Source organism: Nocardia sp. BMG51109 (assembly GCF_000526215.1).
In the GTDB taxonomy this organism is placed as follows: domain Bacteria; phylum Actinomycetota; class Actinomycetes; order Mycobacteriales; family Mycobacteriaceae; genus Nocardia.
Genome location: NZ_JAFQ01000004.1, coordinates 2,974,464 through 2,989,298, shown reverse-complemented (window position 1 = coordinate 2,989,298; position 14,835 = coordinate 2,974,464). Strand labels below are relative to the sequence as shown.

The 14,835-nt window shown below is 65.8% G+C and carries 17 protein-coding genes and 3 tRNA genes; all 20 read right to left on the bottom strand.

Annotated features, from left to right (window positions below):
* Window positions 1-12 precede the first annotated feature (12 nt).
* Window positions 13-1,263, bottom strand: coding sequence for an MCE family protein (locus D892_RS0115110; RefSeq protein WP_024802039.1), 1,251 nt, complete (start codon window positions 1,261-1,263; stop codon window positions 13-15).
* Window positions 1,263-2,273: an MCE family protein gene (locus tag D892_RS0115105; protein WP_198036901.1), complete on the bottom strand. Its 1,011-nt coding sequence runs from the start codon at window positions 2,271-2,273 to the stop codon at window positions 1,263-1,265. The genes D892_RS0115110 and D892_RS0115105 overlap by 1 nt, the downstream gene beginning before the upstream one ends.
* Window positions 2,273-3,361, bottom strand: coding sequence for an MCE family protein (locus tag D892_RS0115100; protein WP_198036900.1), 1,089 nt, complete (start codon window positions 3,359-3,361; stop codon window positions 2,273-2,275). The genes D892_RS0115105 and D892_RS0115100 overlap by 1 nt, the downstream gene beginning before the upstream one ends.
* Window positions 3,358-4,734 carry an MCE family protein gene (locus tag D892_RS0115095; RefSeq protein WP_084161081.1) on the bottom strand — a complete coding sequence of 459 codons (1,377 nt, stop codon included), beginning with the start codon at window positions 4,732-4,734 and terminating at the stop codon, window positions 3,358-3,360. Before D892_RS0115095 ends, D892_RS0115100 begins: the two co-directional genes overlap by 4 nt.
* Window positions 4,731-5,597 (bottom strand): ABC transporter permease, encoded by an 867-nt coding sequence (locus D892_RS0115090; RefSeq protein WP_024802035.1) that lies wholly within the window; start codon window positions 5,595-5,597, stop codon window positions 4,731-4,733. Before D892_RS0115090 ends, D892_RS0115095 begins: the two co-directional genes overlap by 4 nt.
* Before the next feature lie 2 nt (window positions 5,598-5,599).
* Entirely contained in the window at window positions 5,600-6,394 is a 795-nt protein-coding gene (locus D892_RS0115085) for an ABC transporter permease (RefSeq protein ID WP_024802034.1), read from the bottom strand.
* Window positions 6,395-6,405: 11 nt separating this feature from the next.
* Complete coding sequence (locus D892_RS0115080) at window positions 6,406-7,482, bottom strand: ABC transporter ATP-binding protein (RefSeq protein WP_024802033.1); 1,077 nt, start codon at window positions 7,480-7,482, stop codon at window positions 6,406-6,408.
* A gap of 326 nt (window positions 7,483-7,808) precedes the next feature.
* Window positions 7,809-8,192 carry a 50S ribosomal protein L7/L12 gene (gene rplL / locus D892_RS0115075; protein WP_024802032.1) on the bottom strand — a complete coding sequence of 128 codons (384 nt, stop codon included), beginning with the start codon at window positions 8,190-8,192 and terminating at the stop codon, window positions 7,809-7,811.
* A 42-nt stretch (window positions 8,193-8,234) separates the two neighbouring features.
* Window positions 8,235-8,780, bottom strand: a complete 546-nt coding sequence (gene rplJ / locus D892_RS0115070; protein ID WP_024802031.1) for a 50S ribosomal protein L10 — start codon at window positions 8,778-8,780, stop codon at window positions 8,235-8,237.
* Between the two features lie 325 nt (window positions 8,781-9,105).
* Window positions 9,106-9,312 (bottom strand): type II toxin-antitoxin system HicA family toxin, encoded by a 207-nt coding sequence (locus D892_RS49615; protein WP_198036899.1) that lies wholly within the window; start codon window positions 9,310-9,312, stop codon window positions 9,106-9,108.
* Between the two features lie 48 nt (window positions 9,313-9,360).
* Window positions 9,361-9,570: a type II toxin-antitoxin system HicB family antitoxin gene (locus tag D892_RS45180; protein WP_084161079.1), complete on the bottom strand. Its 210-nt coding sequence runs from the start codon at window positions 9,568-9,570 to the stop codon at window positions 9,361-9,363.
* A 133-nt stretch (window positions 9,571-9,703) separates the two neighbouring features.
* On the bottom strand, window positions 9,704-10,417 hold the full coding sequence (rplA, locus tag D892_RS0115065) for a 50S ribosomal protein L1 (RefSeq protein ID WP_024802030.1): 714 nt from the start codon (window positions 10,415-10,417) through the stop codon (window positions 9,704-9,706).
* A gap of 101 nt (window positions 10,418-10,518) precedes the next feature.
* Entirely contained in the window at window positions 10,519-10,953 is a 435-nt protein-coding gene (gene rplK, locus D892_RS0115060) for a 50S ribosomal protein L11 (RefSeq protein WP_024802029.1), read from the bottom strand.
* A gap of 39 nt (window positions 10,954-10,992) precedes the next feature.
* The gene (gene nusG / locus D892_RS0115055) at window positions 10,993-11,811 is read right to left on the bottom strand and encodes a transcription termination/antitermination protein NusG (RefSeq protein WP_024802028.1); all 819 of its coding nucleotides are present in this window, start codon (window positions 11,809-11,811) and stop codon (window positions 10,993-10,995) included.
* 127 nt (window positions 11,812-11,938) lie between these two features.
* The gene (gene secE, locus D892_RS0115050) at window positions 11,939-12,358 is read right to left on the bottom strand and encodes a preprotein translocase subunit SecE (RefSeq protein ID WP_024802027.1); all 420 of its coding nucleotides are present in this window, start codon (window positions 12,356-12,358) and stop codon (window positions 11,939-11,941) included.
* A 34-nt stretch (window positions 12,359-12,392) separates the two neighbouring features.
* Window positions 12,393-12,465, bottom strand: a tRNA-Trp gene (locus D892_RS0115045).
* Window positions 12,466-12,735: 270 nt separating this feature from the next.
* Window positions 12,736-13,821: a fused (3R)-hydroxyacyl-ACP dehydratase subunits HadA/HadB gene (locus tag D892_RS0115040; RefSeq protein ID WP_304413527.1), complete on the bottom strand. Its 1,086-nt coding sequence runs from the start codon at window positions 13,819-13,821 to the stop codon at window positions 12,736-12,738.
* Between the two features lie 173 nt (window positions 13,822-13,994).
* Window positions 13,995-14,165 carry a 50S ribosomal protein L33 gene (rpmG, locus tag D892_RS0115035; protein WP_019049401.1) on the bottom strand — a complete coding sequence of 57 codons (171 nt, stop codon included), beginning with the start codon at window positions 14,163-14,165 and terminating at the stop codon, window positions 13,995-13,997.
* Between the two features lie 45 nt (window positions 14,166-14,210).
* Window positions 14,211-14,283 (bottom strand) — tRNA-Met (locus D892_RS0115030).
* An 83-nt stretch (window positions 14,284-14,366) separates the two neighbouring features.
* A tRNA-Thr gene (locus D892_RS0115025) sits at window positions 14,367-14,439 on the bottom strand.
* Window positions 14,440-14,835: the final 396 nt, after the last annotated feature.

The following is a 14,835-nucleotide window of genomic DNA, read 5'->3' as shown; positions in this document are numbered from 1 at the left end:
CGGACGCGGTCCTCATCGCTGCCCACCTTCCTGCTGCGACGGCGGCAGCTGGTCGGACGGCGTACCCGGGACCGTGCCCGGCACCGGGGCGCGCTGCTGGTTCTCGCCGCTGAGAATGCCGAACGGCAGGATCAGCGACGGGGTCGTCACACCCTGCTTGATCTGGTCGGTGATGGTCCCGCACTGATCCAGGATCGGGCGCAGCTGCCGGCTGATCGCGTCGAATTTCGGGTCCCCGGGCCGCAATTGGCCGAGGTCGAGCATCTTGCAGACGGCACCGAACGGGTTCTGCAGATCGGTCAAGTTGGGGCGCATGTCCAGCGTGCCGGACTCGCCGTTGTGGACGTTGATCAGGTTGCTCAGGGCCGTCGGCACCAGCGGCAGCGCATTGGCCAGGTCCTCGCGCTGGTCGGCGAGGGTCTGAGTCAGCGTGGTCAGCCCTTCGGCATTCTGCGCGACCAGTTCCCGGTTGTCATCGATGAACCGGGCCACGTCGCCGAGCGCGACGGACAGCAGATTCAGCGCCTGGCCCAGATCGTGACGCTCGTCGGAGAGGAATCCGGCCAGATCCGCCAGCTGGGTGTTGAACTGCCGCACCTGCGAATCGTTCTCGGCCAGGGTGCGGACGAAGATCTGCAGGTTCTTGATGGTGCCGAAGATATCGCCGCGCGCATCCGACAGATAGCGCGCCGCGTGCGACAGCTGCGCCAGGCTGTTGCCCAGCGCCTCGCCGTTACCGGACAGATTCGCCGCCCCGGTGCGCGCCAGGTCGTTCAGCGCGCCGTCCTTGTTGGCGCCCTCGGGTCCCAGCGCGTCCGACAGCTGCGCGATGGACTTGTACAGCCGGTCGACCTCCACGGGGGTCACGGTGCGATCCCTCGGAATGGTCGCGGTGCGCGGCATCTTGGGCCCGCCCTTGTAAACCGGGGTGAGCTGGATGTACCGGTCCGACACCACCGAGGGCGTGATCTGCGCGGCCTTCGCATCGGCCGGGATGTCGTAGCTCCGGTCGACCTGCATGGTCACCTTCACCTGCTCGCCCTGCGGCTCGACGGAATCGACCGATCCCACCGCCACCCCGAGAATGCGCACGTCCGAGCCCTGGTAGATACCGATCGACTTGTCGAAGTACGCGGTGATCTTGGTGGTGTTGTAGTTGTCGAACAACCACCACAGCACGCCGGCCACCACCAGCACGACGACCAGAACGCCGACGACGACCATCTTCGTGCCTCGCCCCGCGGTGCGGAAAGCCGCCGTCATCAGTTGCCTCCCATGTTCCGGATCGGCGGGCGGTCGCCCGGAATCTCCGGCAGCGCCGGCGGCGTCAGGTTGACGATCACCGCGTCGAACCAGCGGCCGGTTCCGAGCACGTTGGCGTACAAACCGTAGAACGGCGCGGCCAGCGTCAGCGTCTTGGAGATGTTCTGCTGGTTGTCGTTCAGCATGTCGATGGACTTCTTCAGGTTGGTCAGCGCCGGGCCGATCTGCTCCTCGTTGTCGTGCACGAGCGCGGTCAGCTCGGCGGCCACCGTCTTGGCGCCGGTCAGCAGCTGGGCGATCGCCTGCTGGCGCACGTTCAGTTCGGCCAGCAGCTCACCGCCGTTGGCCAGCAGCTTCTCGAACTCGGCGTTGCGGTCGGCGAGCACCTTGGTGGTCTTGTTGGTCGCCGCGAACAGCTGCTTGAGCTGTTCGTCGCGCTTGGCCAGGGTCTCCGACAGGCGCGCCACACCGTCGATGGAGCCGCGGATCTCCGGCGCCGTGCCCGAGAACGCCTCCGACAGCACCCGCATGCTGGTGGCCAGCTGCGCGGTGTCGGTCTGCTCGATATCGGCGGCGGCGTCCTGGAACGCCTCGGTCACGTCGTACGGAGAGACGGTGCGCGCCAACGGGATCCGCTGGGACGGGTCCGCGACCTGCGAACCCTTCGGATCCAGCGCCAGGTACTTCTGCCCCAGCAGCGTCTTGATCTGGATGGAGGCGGTAGTCGCGTCGCCGACCCAGGCGTCCTTGGTGCGGAATTCCACCAGCACTCGATCGCCGTCCAGGCGCACATCCGACACGTCGCCGACCTTGACGCCGGCGATCCGCACCTCGTTACCCTTCTTCAAGCCGGCGGCCTCGGAGAACTCGGCGGTGTACTTGATGCCGGCACCGAGGATCGGCAACTGGTTGATGTTGAACACCGCGACGGTGATCAGCAGAACCAGGAACAGACCGATCGCGCCCATGAACGCAGGGCTGCGCTTGCCCATCAGTTGGCGGTCGTCCATCAGCGGCCACCCTTCCCGTGACAACGCGGCGCCGGATTGGTGTACAACGGCTGGTTCACCGTCGGCATGTTCGCGATGGCGGGCGGGAGGTTCAGCTGCGGCGCGTCCTGGGCTCCGGGCCCGGCGACGATGTCGATGCCGCACAGATAGAACTGGAACCAGGAGCCGTAGCTGGCGGCGCGGCCCAGCTTCTCCATCTTGATCGGCAGGTTCGTCAAGGTCTCGTTCACGTCGCCGGAACGGTCGTTGAGCGTGCCGGTCAGCTGATTCAGCCCGGCGATCGACCCCTGCAGGGTCGGGCGGGTGGGCACCAGCAGATCGGCGGTGGCCGAGGCCAGATTGCCCAGCGACTGGACCGCGGAGCCGATCGTGCCGCGCTCGGCGTTGAGCCCGCTGACCAGCGCCTCGGTGTTGACGATCAGGTCGTTGAGCTGACCGTCGCGCGAATTGACCGAATCCAGTACGGCATTGAGGTTCTTCACGATCTCACCGATCACCGCGTCCTTGTCGGCGATCTTGTTGGTCAGGCTCGCCGTATTCGACACCAGCTCCGTGATCGTCCCGGATTCGCCCTGGAACACCTGGATGATCTCGTAGGACAGCTTGTTGACGTCGTCGGCCGACAGCGTCTGGAACAGCGGGCGGAACCCGTTGAACAGGGTGGTCAGGTTCAGCGCGGGCTTGGTGCGGTCGAGCGGGATGGTGCCGCCGGAGCTGAGCTTTCGCCCCTGCTGGCCGGTGCCCTGTTCCAGCGCGATGTAGCGCTGGCCGACCAGGTTGCGGTAGCGGATGGTCGCGGTGGTGGACGCCGGCAGCCAGTCGCGGTCGGTCATCTCGAACGTCACCTCGGCCTGGCTGCGGTCGATCACCGACACCTTGGTCACCTTGCCGACCCGGACACCGGCAATGCGGATCTCGTCGCCCTTGTTCAGCGACGTCACATCGGTGAACCGGGCCTTGAACTCGGTTCCGCCGCCGGAGTAGTTGGCGATCGTCAGCCCCAGTGCCGCGGTCACGATCAGCGTCACGACGATGAAGATGCCGAGCTTGGTCAGCGGCCCGCCCAGGCCGCGCAGGCGGCCACTCATTTCACGCTCACCTCGCTTCCACGCAGTGCCGGGGCGCCGGTCCGGGTCACCCAGCCCGGCACCTGATCCGGCGAAACGCCGTTGGCCGCACCGTAGATCGCGCCCAGGGTCTGTTGTTCGGCCGGGGAGCCCGACAGCGTCGCGGGCTGCGCGCCGTAGACGGAGAACTGCGCCGGTGGCAGCTTGCCGATGTCCGGGTCACCCGGGTTGCGCGACGGCGGCTGATAGGAGCCGTCGTTGGCCGAGCCGGTCGGATACTGGCCGGAGTCCACGCCCTGCGGGTACTCCGGGAAACACACCGGCGGATGCTCATCGAACCAGCGCGGCTCGTCCTGGTTGGGCAGGTATTTGCCGCGCGGATTGGTGAGTTCGACCGACACCCGCGAGCCCGGCAGGTCGGTGCCCTTGCCGAACAGGTCATCGATGCGCGGCTTGAGCTGCGCGAAGTTCTTGAACGTGCAGGCGAAGGTGGGCGAATAGGTGCCCAGCAGCTCCAGCGTGGGACGCGAGTCGGCGGCGATGTCGATGATGTTGTCGCGGTTGGCGATCAGGAAGTCGGCCGTCTGCGACGAGGTCGGCGTCAGCACCGAGTACAGCGTGTCGATCTGCGAGCGCTTCTGCACGATCGTGGCGTTGAGCGTGCGCAGGTTGTCGAAGGTGTCGACCAGCTGCGGCAGCGCGTCCGAGTAGGTGTCGGCCACGGTCGCGAACTGGCGGATATCGTCCTGCAGCGTCGGCATCACGCCGTTCAGATCGCGGAAGATGGTGTCCAGGCGGTCGACCGTGCGGCCGAGTTCCTCGCCCTGGCCACCCAGCGCCTGGGACAGCGCGCCCAGGGTGGAGGCCAGGTACTGCGGCGGGATCGCCTGCAGCAGCGGCATCACCCGGTCGAGCAGCTGGCTGACCTCGACGGCATTGCCGCTGGCGTCCTGGTGCAGGGTCGCCCCCGCCTTCAGCGGCTGGCCGCTCGGCTGCTCCGGCCACACCAGTTCCACATAGCGCTCACCGAACAGCGTCTTCGGCAACAGCCGAGCGGTCACATTGGAGGGGATCGCCTTCGCCTTGTCCGGCTGCAGCGCCAGGTGCAAGGTCACCTTGCCGCCGGCGGACTGGCTGGACCGGACCTCGCCGACGTTGACGCCGCGCACCTTCACATCCGCGTTGCGCGTCAACGCGTTTCCGACGGTGTCGGTGATCAGGTCGACCTTGACCACCTTGACCCACACCTTGTTGTAGGCCGCGATGGTGGTCCCCAGGAACAACGCCATCACCACGAAGAACAGCACACCGAGCGTCCGCACCCGCAGCTTCTCCGTCGAGCGCCACAGCTGCACTCCGTTCGCGCTGTGTCCGCTCCGGGCCGCCGCGCTCATCCGGCCACCCGCACCGTGGTCGTCGTTCCCCAGATCGCCAGGCTGAGGAAGAAATCGAGAATGTTGATCAGCACGATGGAGGCGCGCACCGCGCGGCCCACGGCCACGCCGACACCGGCCGGTCCGCCGGTGGCGTTGTATCCGTAATAGCAGTGGATCAAGATCACCACGAATGCGAAGACGAGCACCTTGAGGAACGAATACAACACGTCCTCGGGTGGCAGGAACAAACTGAAATAGTGGTCGTAGGACCCGGTCGATTGCCCGTTGAACCACACGCTGATCTGCCGGGACGCCACGAACGTACCGAGCAGGCCGACGATGTAGAGCGGGATCACCGCCGTGAATCCGGCGATCACGCGCGTGGTCACCAGGAACGGCACACCGGGCACCGCCATCACCTCGAGCGCGTCGATCTCCTCGGAGATCCGCATCGCGCCGAGCTGTGCCGTGAATCCGCAACCGACGGTCGCCGACAATGCCAGCGCCGCCACCAGCGGAGCCAGCTCACGGGTGTTGATGTAGCCGGTGAGGAACCCGGTCAGCACCCCGCTGCCCAGGGAGTCGAGGGCCTTGAAGCCCTGCAGTCCGACGACCACGCCGACCGAGGCCGACATCATCACGACCACGCCGATGGTGCCGCCGATCACCGCCAGGGCGCCGGAGCCGAAGGTGACCTCGGCCAGCAGCCGCATCACCTCCTTGCGGAAGTGCACGAGGGTGCGGGGAATCCACGCGATGGCCTTGGAATAGAAGGCCATCTGATCGCCGGCGCGATCGATCACGTCGACGGGTCCGCGCAGGACCCTGCCGACCCGGCGCAGCTGCTTCGCGACGATCGGGGAACGCTGTGCAACGACCATGGTCAGGAGCCCTTGGAGGGGACGATCTGCAGGTACACCAACGTCAGGATCAGATTGACGAAGAAGAGCACCAGGAAGGTGATCACCACGGACTGATTCACCGCGTCACCTACTCCTTTCGGTCCCCCCTTGGGATGCAGCCCCTTGTAGGCGGCGATGACGCCCGCGAGCAGCCCGAAGATGACCGCCTTGATCTCACCGATCCACAGGTCGGGCAACTGCGCCAGCGCGGAGAACGAGGCCAGGTAGGCACCCGGCGTGCCACCCTGCAGCAGCACGTTGAATCCGTAACCGCCGCAGATGCCGACGACCGACACCAGGCCGTTCAGCAGCACGGCGACCAGCATCATGCCCAGTACGCGCGGCACCACCAGCCGCTGCACCGGATCGATGCCGAGGACTTCCATCGCGTCGATCTCCTCGCGGATCGTCCGCGAGCCCAGATCCGCGGCGACGGCCGAACCCGCCGCGCCCGCGATGATCAGCGCGGTGACGACCGGGGCCGCCTGTTGCACCGTGGCCAGCACACTGGTCGCGCCGGTGAACGACTCGGCGCCCAGCTGCTTGATCAGTGAACCGGTCTGTAACGCCACCACGGCGCCGAACGGGATTGCCACCAGGGAGGCGGGAAGGATCGACACACTCGCGATGAACCACGACTGTTCGACGAACTCCCGCCACTGGAACGGCCGGACGAAGGTCTTGCGTGCAACGCTGATGAGCAGCGCAAAGATATTGCCGGCCTGAGCAAAACCCGACTCGACCGGGGTGCGCAGCCGCGTCAGGGTTTGATTCACGGTCGCGTATGTTACCCGTTGGTTCGGTTGTGTCGAACAGTGGTGTCGTACGCGCCGCCCTGATATTCCGGAGCATTACCGGTATAGGCGGGTAGGACTTGTGTATCGCCGTTCTCTTCCATCGATTCCTGGATGGCGATCTGCGCCGCGTGCGGCAGCGTGTGCATGATCTCGCGGACGCGACGGCGGCGCCGTTCGACGGCCTGGCGCACGGGCATGCCCGGATTGACCTTCATCTGCGGCGGGATGCCCTGAATGTCGTCGATGCCGTTGTCGTAGTGGCCGGCGTCGGCGAGGGCCTGCTCGCGGGCCATCTGCGTCTCGTCCTTCTCCTCGGTCATACCGATCGGACCGACCATGCGGCCGTTGAGGAACTGCTTGACCACGGGCTCCTCCGAGGTGAGCAGCACCTCGCGGGGACCGAACATGACCAGCTGACGGCGGAACAGCATGCCGATGTTGTCGGGGATCGTGCGGGCCACCTGGATGTTGTGCGTCACGATCAGGATCGTGGCGTCGATCTGCGCGTTGATGTCGAGCAGCAGCTGGCTGATGTAGGTGGTGCGGACCGGGTCCAGACCCGAGTCGGGCTCGTCGACGAGGATGATCTGCGGGTCCAGCACCAGCGCGCGAGCCAGGCCCGCGCGCTTGCGCATACCGCCGGAGATCTCGCCGGGCAGCTTGCCTTCGGCGCCGACCAGACCGGTCAGCTCGAGCTTCTCCATGACGATCTTCTTGATCTCGGATTCGCTCTTCTTGGTGTGCTCGCGCAGCGGGAAGGCCACGTTGTCGAACAGGTTCATCGAACCGAACAGCGCACCGTCCTGGAACAGGACGCCGAACAGCTTGCGGATCTCGTAGAGATCCTTGTTCGAACAGGTGGTGATGTCGGTTCCGTCGATGAAGATCGAGCCGCGCTCGGGGCGCAGCAGGCCGATCAGAGACTTCAGAAAGACGGACTTACCGGTACCTGAGGGGCCGAGCAGGGCGCTGACTTCCCCGGGGGGCAGGGTGAGGGTTACATCCTGCCAAATACGCTGCGAACCGAAAGATTTCGTGACCCCTTCGGTCCTGACCTCGACGCCCACGCCAACCTCCACGACTTCTTCTGACGAGCGCCCACGCAACCGCGCCACGGCGATCCCAGCGCTGTGTGACGCGGAGCACTGGGGTGCGGCCACTGTATCGTATGCCGCTTGTCTCGGACACCCTACCTGACTCGCCAGTAGAAACTTTGTCGCACGAGTGTCATACGACCGGCGACGATGCGTACCGCGGCCAGGCCGGCAGGCCACCGGCATGGACACCCTGCGAATTTAACGGGCTATTTTCCGTTGAAATGAGCAGTGGGCGGTCCCCGAGGGAACCGCCCGCTGCGACACGGTACGACCGTGGTTAATCCACAGGAAACCGACTACTTGACGGAGACCTTGGCGCCGGCCTCTTCCAGCTTGGTCTTCGCGGCGTCGGCCTGCTCCTTGGCGACCTTCTCCAGGATCGGCTTCGGGGCGCCCTCGACCAGGTCCTTGGCCTCCTTCAGGCCCAGGCCGGACACGATCTCGCGGACGACCTTGATGACCTGGATCTTCTTGTCGCCGGCGCCCTCGAGGACGACGTCGAACTCGTCCTGCTCCTCGACGGGCTCGGCACCGGCGGCGGCACCGGCCGGAGCGGCGGCGACGGCGACCGGGGCGGCGGCGGTGACGTCGAACTTCTCCTCGAACTTCTTCACGAAGTCCGACAGCTCGAGCAGGGTCATGTTGCCGATGGTGTCGAGCAGCTCGTCAACGTTGGCCATGGTGGTATTCCTTTCGGTGATGGGTCTCGATGGGGGGAAGGATCATTCGGCGGCCGGAGCGGCGTCGCCGCCCTCGGCACGCTTCTGGTCCTCGAGCGCGGCGAACAGGCGGACGACCTGACCCGCGGGGGCGGCGAACAGGCCGGCGGCCTTGTACAGGTTGCCCTTCATGGCACCGGCCAGCTTGGCCAGCAGCACCTCGCGGGACTCCAGGTCGGCGATGCGCTCGACCTCGGCCACGGACAGCGGGGCGCCGTCCATGTATCCGCCCTTGATGACCAGGGACTTGTTGTCCTTGGCGAAGGTCTTCAGCGCTTTCGCCGCATCGACCGGATCACCCTTGACGAAGGTGATCGCGGTCGGGCCGACGAACAAGTCGTCCAGGCCGTCCACGTCCGCGTCGGCGGCGGCGCGCTTGACCAGGGTGTTCTTGGCGATGGAGTAAGTGGCGTTCGAGCCCAGGGCCCGGCGCAGCTCGGTGAGCTTGCCGACCGACAGACCACGGTATTCCGTGATCACGGTGGCGGTGGAACCCTTGAACTGCTCGCTGATCTCCTCGACCGCGTTGACCTTCCAGGTCTTCGCCATACTTCGCCTCCTCTCTGGATGATCGGTTCGTGTGCTACCGACGTCCGGCGGAGGCGAGACCCAGCGACAAAGCAAACGCCCCGGACGCAGAGGTTCCGGGGCGCACAAGAAATCAGCGCCGACGCCTGCCGACTACACGGCATCCGCCAGCGGACAATTCCGTCCTCGGTTCTCCCTGCGTGGGCCGCCGACATCAGCGCCGGACCTTCAGCTGCCTGACGGCAGCAACCAACGGTCTTCGGTAGAACGATTGGGGTTGATCGCCGAACAGGCCGACGACCACAGCACAGAATAGCCGACCCCACCCCCATCCGCCAAAACGGGCCTAGAGGAGCTTGGTCAGCTCTTCCACAGTCATAAAGGCTTCTTTGAGAATCCCCCGCAGCGTCCCCCGTTTGAGATCTCGCCCCTGATGAACCGGGACCACTACCTCACGACCATCCGGGTGCCTCATCAGGTGGTGGCTGCCGCGGGTTCGCACCAATCTCCACCCGCACTTCTCAAGGGCGCGAATAACTTTCCTGCCTGGCACAACAGGTACCGGCGGCAATTGTTCCCCCCGTGTATCGACTGAAGACGATCAAGCGACGTCCATGGTTACCGTCATCTCGTCCGGCACACCGTCTTCTTCGATCAGAAGAAGCAAACCTTCGCGAAGATCCGCCAATGCCTCGTCAGCTGTATCGCCGTCGCCAAAGGCAGTAGCACCGGGACGAAGACTGGCACTGGCGCACCACGCTCCATCCTCATCCTGTTCCAGCGTGTAGGGAACATGCACTGTGCGGCTCATGCAGCCAAGTATAAGTTGACATCCGGCCGGGCCGATCGGGTAATGGGGATCCGTTCGGCCGAAGACGAATCCACCCGTCGACAGACGAACGGCCGGTACGGAGATCCGTACCGGCCGTGCGGGGTTCAGCGTGCTACGCGTCCTCGTCGGTGAGGTTGCGGGTGCGGTTCGGGTCCACCGGGATGCCCGGGCCGGTGTTCGTCGAAATCGTCACCTTCTTGACGTAGCGGCCCTTCGCGTTCGAGGGCTTCAGGCGCAGGATCTCGTCCAGCGCGGCGCCGTAGTTCTCCACCAGGTTCTTGTCGTCGAAGGACGCCTTGCCGATCACGAAATGCAGGTTGGCCTGCTTGTCGACGCGGAAGTTGATCTTGCCGCCCTTGATCTCGTTGACGGCCTTGGTCACATCGGTGGTGACCGTGCCCGTCTTCGGGTTCGGCATCAGGCCGCGCGGGCCCAGCACTCGCGCGATGCGGCCGACCTTGGCCATCTGGTCCGGCGTGGCGATCGCGGCGTCGAACTCGAGCCAACCGCCCTGGATGCGCTCGATCAGGTCCTCGGCGCCCACGGCGTCGGCGCCGGCGGCCTCGGCCTCGGCGGCCTTCTCGCCGGCCGCGAACACGATGACGCGGGCGGTCTTACCGGTGCCGTGCGGCAGGTTCACGGTGCCGCGGACCATCTGATCGGCCTTGCGCGGATCGACGCCCAGCCGGACGGCGACCTCGACGGTGGCGTCGGTCTTCTTGGTGGAGGTGTCCTTCGCCAACCGCGTGGCGGCCAGCGGCGAGTAGAGCTGAGCGCGGTCGACCTTGGCGGCCGCCTCGAGATAAGCCTTGCTTCGTTTTGCCATGATTTTCTGTCCTGTCCTGGAGTTCAGATGTGGTTGCCGGGACTGGCCGTCCCTCCCACCGGAGCCGGAATGCCGCGGGCGGCGAAGCCGCCCCGAAAAGCTCAGTCGGAGATGGTGATACCCATCGAGCGAGCGGTGCCGGCGATGATCTTGGCCGCATGATCGAGGTCGTAGGCGTTCAGATCTTCCTGCTTGGTCTTGGCGATCTCGCGGATCTGATCCATGCTGACCGTGGCGACCTTGTTGCGGTGCGGCTCGGCGGAGCCCTTCTGCACACCGGCGGCCTTGAGCAGGAGCTTGGCGGCGGGCGGAGTCTTCAGCTTGAAGTCGAACGAGCGGTCCTCGAAGACCGTGATCTCGACCGGGATGACGTTGCCGCGCTGCGACTCGGTCGCGGCGTTGTACGCCTTGCAGAACTCCATGATGTTGACGCCGTGCTGACCCAGCGCGGGACCGACCGGCGGGGCGGGATTCGCCTGGCCGGCCTGGATCTGGAGCTTGATGAGCCCAGCGACCTTCTTCTTCTTGGGGGGCATCTTTCTTTCCTTGGTTGGGTTCTTGCCTTATTGCAAGTCTCAGATTTTCGCGACCTGGGTGAAGGACAGCTCCACCGGGGTCTCGCGGCCGAAGATCGACACCAGCACCTTCAGCTTCTGCTGCTCGGCGTTGACCTCGGAGATGCTGGCCGGCAGCGTCGCGAACGGGCCGTCCATCACGGTCACCGACTCGCCGACCTCGAAATCGACCTCGAGCGCCGGCTTCGACACGGTTTCCGTCGAGGACTCCGTCGCCGCGGCGGACGTGCTGGCGGCCGCGGCCGGCTTCTTCTGCTGCTCCTCGGCCGGGATCAGGAACTTCACGACCTCGTCGATGGACAGCGGCGACGGCCGGGAGGTGGCCCCGACGAACCCGGTGACGCCGGGGGTGTTGCGCACCGCGCCCCACGACTCGTCGTTCAGGTCCATCCGCACCAGGATGTAGCCCGGCAGCACCTTGCGCTGCACGTTCTTGCGCTGGCCGTTCTTGATCTCGGTGACCTGCTCGGTCGGGACCTCGACCTGGAAGATGTAGTCCTCCAGGCCCAGGTTCTGCACGCGGGTCTCGAGGTTGGTCTTCACCTTGTTCTCGTAGCCGGCGTAGGAGTGGATGACATACCAGTCGCCGGGGGCGCGACGCAGGGCCGACTTCATCTCCGCGACCGGATCGGCGGGTGCGTCGGCGGGCTCGGCGGATGCGTCGGTGGGCTCCGTGCTCGATGCGGCGTCCGCGGTGGCGCTCCCGCCGTCGGTCGGCGCGGAGTCCGCGAAGTCCTCGGCGGTCTCGCCGACGCCGGCCTGCTCGACCGCGTCGTCGACCGGGAACTCGTCGGTTGTGCCGTTCTCCGGGGTGCTCACTGGGCACTCGCTTCCTGTGTCGTCACTAACTTCCTCTGCGTGCCGGAGCTACATCCGGCGGATGGCTCCGCCCCGGCCCGGCCGAATTCCGGCCTGTTCGGGAGCGGTGTACCGGCGCTGACGTCAGCTAGCCGAACAGCCAGTTGACACCCTTGATGAACGCCAGATCCAACCCGGCGATGAACGCGACCATGAAGACCACGAACACCAAGACCACGCTCGTATAGGTGACCATCTGCTTGCGGTTGGGCCAGATCACCTTGCGGAGTTCCGCGACAACCTCGCGCAGGAACTTCACCAGGCGCTTGAACGGATTCGCCGATCCGCCCGAGGCCTTCTTGCCAGACGATGTGGACGCCTTCCCGGAGTCCGAGTCGGCCCGGGAACCGGCCGACCGCTCGATCGTGGCGACCGAACCCGTATCGCTCTGCGAGGACGTTCCGCGAGCACGCCGGCTCGACCGCTTACCACTCGGCCGACTCACCGCCGCGGCATCGTCGTCGTCATCGGACGCATGCGCGCCGCGGCGAAGGTCCTCGTCGCTCACGTCCACTCCTCGCTCTCGTCGCTGGCATCCAGTGCAGGGGCGACAGGACTTGAACCTGCAACCTGCGGTTTTGGAGACCGCTGCTCTGCCATTTGAGCTACGCCCCTTCGGCTGGATGTCCGTCGGTTATCCAGCACCGTTTCTTTTCAGTTGTATCCAGGTATCACACAACACGCGGTATTACACAACACGCGCGCCGCTCCGGCGACGGCGGCCCCGACGGGTATCCCCGGTCGGAACCAGCCCTTTCAGAGCAGCGCGCAGCGGCTGGCGACCCAGAAACCCGAGTGTACGTTACCGATCCTCCGGATTGCCAATCGGGTTCGACCGTGCCGATCACGAGGCACGCCGCCGGGATGGACCGCCTACCGGGCCGCTCACACCAGCTGCACCGTGGCGGTCGCCCGTCCGAAAATCTTACGCCCCTCGGACTTCGCGACGATCGCCACGACCGCCGTGCGGGTCTCCGGATCCATCGACTTCACCTTGCCGGTGTACTCGATCTCGGCCGGCCGGTCGGCGGGCACGTAGACCGGACTGGTGAAGCGGACGTTGTACTCCTTGACCGCGCCCGGGTCGCCGAGCCAGGAGGTGACGAACCCGCCGCCCAGGCCCATGGTGAGCATGCCGTGCGCCACCACGTTGTCCAGGCCGACGAGCCCGACCACGTCGTCGCTCCAGTGGATGGGGTTGGCGTCGCCGGAGACACCGGCGTAGTTGACCAGGTCGCCACGGGTGAGCTTGACGTTGCGGGTGGGCAGTTCGTCGCCGACGGAGACGTCGTCGAACCGGATCGCCCGCTTGCTGGGGGCCACATCGGGAATCGTGATGGCCGGCGCCTCGGCGACCGGCGGGGCCGTGCGCGGGCGATGGCCGGGCGCCTCCCCGATGCCGTGCATCAGCACGTTGCTGACGGCGTCGCCGACGTTCGAGTCGACCTCGGCGCCGCTGCGGCCGACCAAGGTGGTGTAGGTGGTCAGCACCAGCTCGTCGTTCTGCGCGGTCACGATGTTCTTGGTGACGATCATGTCGGCACCGCCGGGGGCCTGCCGGAACGAATGTAGGTAGACGTCGCAGGTCAGCTGGTCGCCGACCCGGATCGGGCGGTGGAACTCCAGGATCTGGTCGGTCTGCATGATCTGGCTCAGGTCGTAGCCGGTGACGACCTGCTCGAACAGCTTGCGCTGGGCCAGGATGCCGACCAGGGAGATGAAGGTCAGCGGCGCGACCAGGCTGTCGTGGCCGTACTCCTGAGCGGTGTCCTCCTCCCAGTGCACCGGGTGGTAGTCCTGCACGGCCCGCGCGTACTCGCGCACCTTCTCGCGGCCGACCTCGTAGTAGTCGTCGACGCGGTAGTGGTGGCCGACCATCGCCGCCGCGTGGGTCGCGGGGTCGGACGGCTCGCCGTCCGGACCGGCCGTGGCCTGTCCCGGCTCGACTGCGGTACCGGTGTTGATTGTCACGGAAGGCTATCCCTATCTGACCCCGCTACCGGGAGTCGGCGGAGCGCTCACCACCGCACAGACACCAAATGCCGGAGCGGGTGGAACCTGCTCCGGCACTCTGGACTGCATGGGATTGCGGCGCTGCGGGGACACAGCGGCCGCATGCGGCGGCTTGCACGCGTGGAGAAACGTTAGCGAGACTCGCGGTGCGCCCGATGAGTACCGCAGTTCGGGCAGAACTTCTTCAGCTCGAGGCGGTCCGGGTCGTTACGCCGGTTCTTCTTGGTGATGTAGTTGCGGTGCTTGCACTCTTCGCAGGCCAAGGTGATCTTTGGCCGGACATCGGTGGACTTCGCGGCCACGATATGCCTTCTTTCCGGTCAACCTGAGGGTCAATCAGTATGGGGTAGCGATGGCCGGACTCGAACCGGCGACACAACGATTATGAGTCGTTTGCTCTACCGCCTGAGCTACACCGCCATATGCGCGGCAATGCGGAGGTGCTACCCGGCTCTCGGTTCAACGCACAGAGTGCCGAGTCGGTCACCACCGGCAATCCGGCGAGCCCCCTAACGGAATCGAACCGTTGACCTTTTCCTTACCATGGAAACGCTCTGCCGACTGAGCTAAGGGGGCACAGCCACTCACGCCCAGCGATGCAGAAGATCGACCACATACGATGTCGACCGCACACACCCCGGGGCGCTGAAGCCTTGAACGAGGTTACACACCCGACCACGTGGTTACCAAACCGGCAGTTCAGGGCGGATTTCCGACCACAGCAGAAGCACACCGGCAACGAACCACGCACCACTCCCGACGAGCAGTCGGAAAAGTGACGACGAGCCGGGCGCGAGGAAAACCCGTGCGGACCAACCACACACACCCGAACCAGAGTGCCGAACACCCGAAACACCAGAGTACCGAACCCCCAGGACAGCGGGCGTACATCTGCCCGAGAAGCACCGACAACCCAGATGTGCACAACTCCGGGAGGTTGACGTACACAACCCCGGGAGGTTTACACCCGGA

Excerpts from the sequence above, each read along its gene's own strand:
- rplJ (WP_024802031.1), bottom strand. The coding sequence starts at position 8,780 with ATGGCGAAGACCTGGAAGGTCAACGCGGTCGAGGAGATCAGCGAGCAG.
- D892_RS45180 (WP_084161079.1), bottom strand. The coding sequence starts at position 9,570 with ATGAGCCGCACAGTGCATGTTCCCTACACGCTGGAACAGGATGAGGAT.
- D892_RS0115100 (WP_198036900.1), bottom strand. The coding sequence starts at position 3,361 with ATGAGTGGCCGCCTGCGCGGCCTGGGCGGGCCGCTGACCAAGCTCGGC.
- D892_RS0115095 (WP_084161081.1), bottom strand. The coding sequence starts at position 4,734 with ATGAGCGCGGCGGCCCGGAGCGGACACAGCGCGAACGGAGTGCAGCTG.
- D892_RS0115105 (WP_198036901.1), bottom strand. The coding sequence starts at position 2,273 with ATGGACGACCGCCAACTGATGGGCAAGCGCAGCCCTGCGTTCATGGGC.
- rplL (WP_024802032.1), bottom strand. The coding sequence starts at position 8,192 with ATGGCCAACGTTGACGAGCTGCTCGACACCATCGGCAACATGACCCTG.
- rplA (WP_024802030.1), bottom strand. The coding sequence starts at position 10,417 with ATGGCAAAACGAAGCAAGGCTTATCTCGAGGCGGCCGCCAAGGTCGAC.
- D892_RS0115110 (WP_024802039.1), bottom strand. The coding sequence starts at position 1,263 with ATGACGGCGGCTTTCCGCACCGCGGGGCGAGGCACGAAGATGGTCGTC.
- D892_RS0115090 (WP_024802035.1), bottom strand. The coding sequence starts at position 5,597 with ATGGTCGTTGCACAGCGTTCCCCGATCGTCGCGAAGCAGCTGCGCCGG.
- rplK (WP_024802029.1), bottom strand. The coding sequence starts at position 10,953 with ATGCCCCCCAAGAAGAAGAAGGTCGCTGGGCTCATCAAGCTCCAGATC.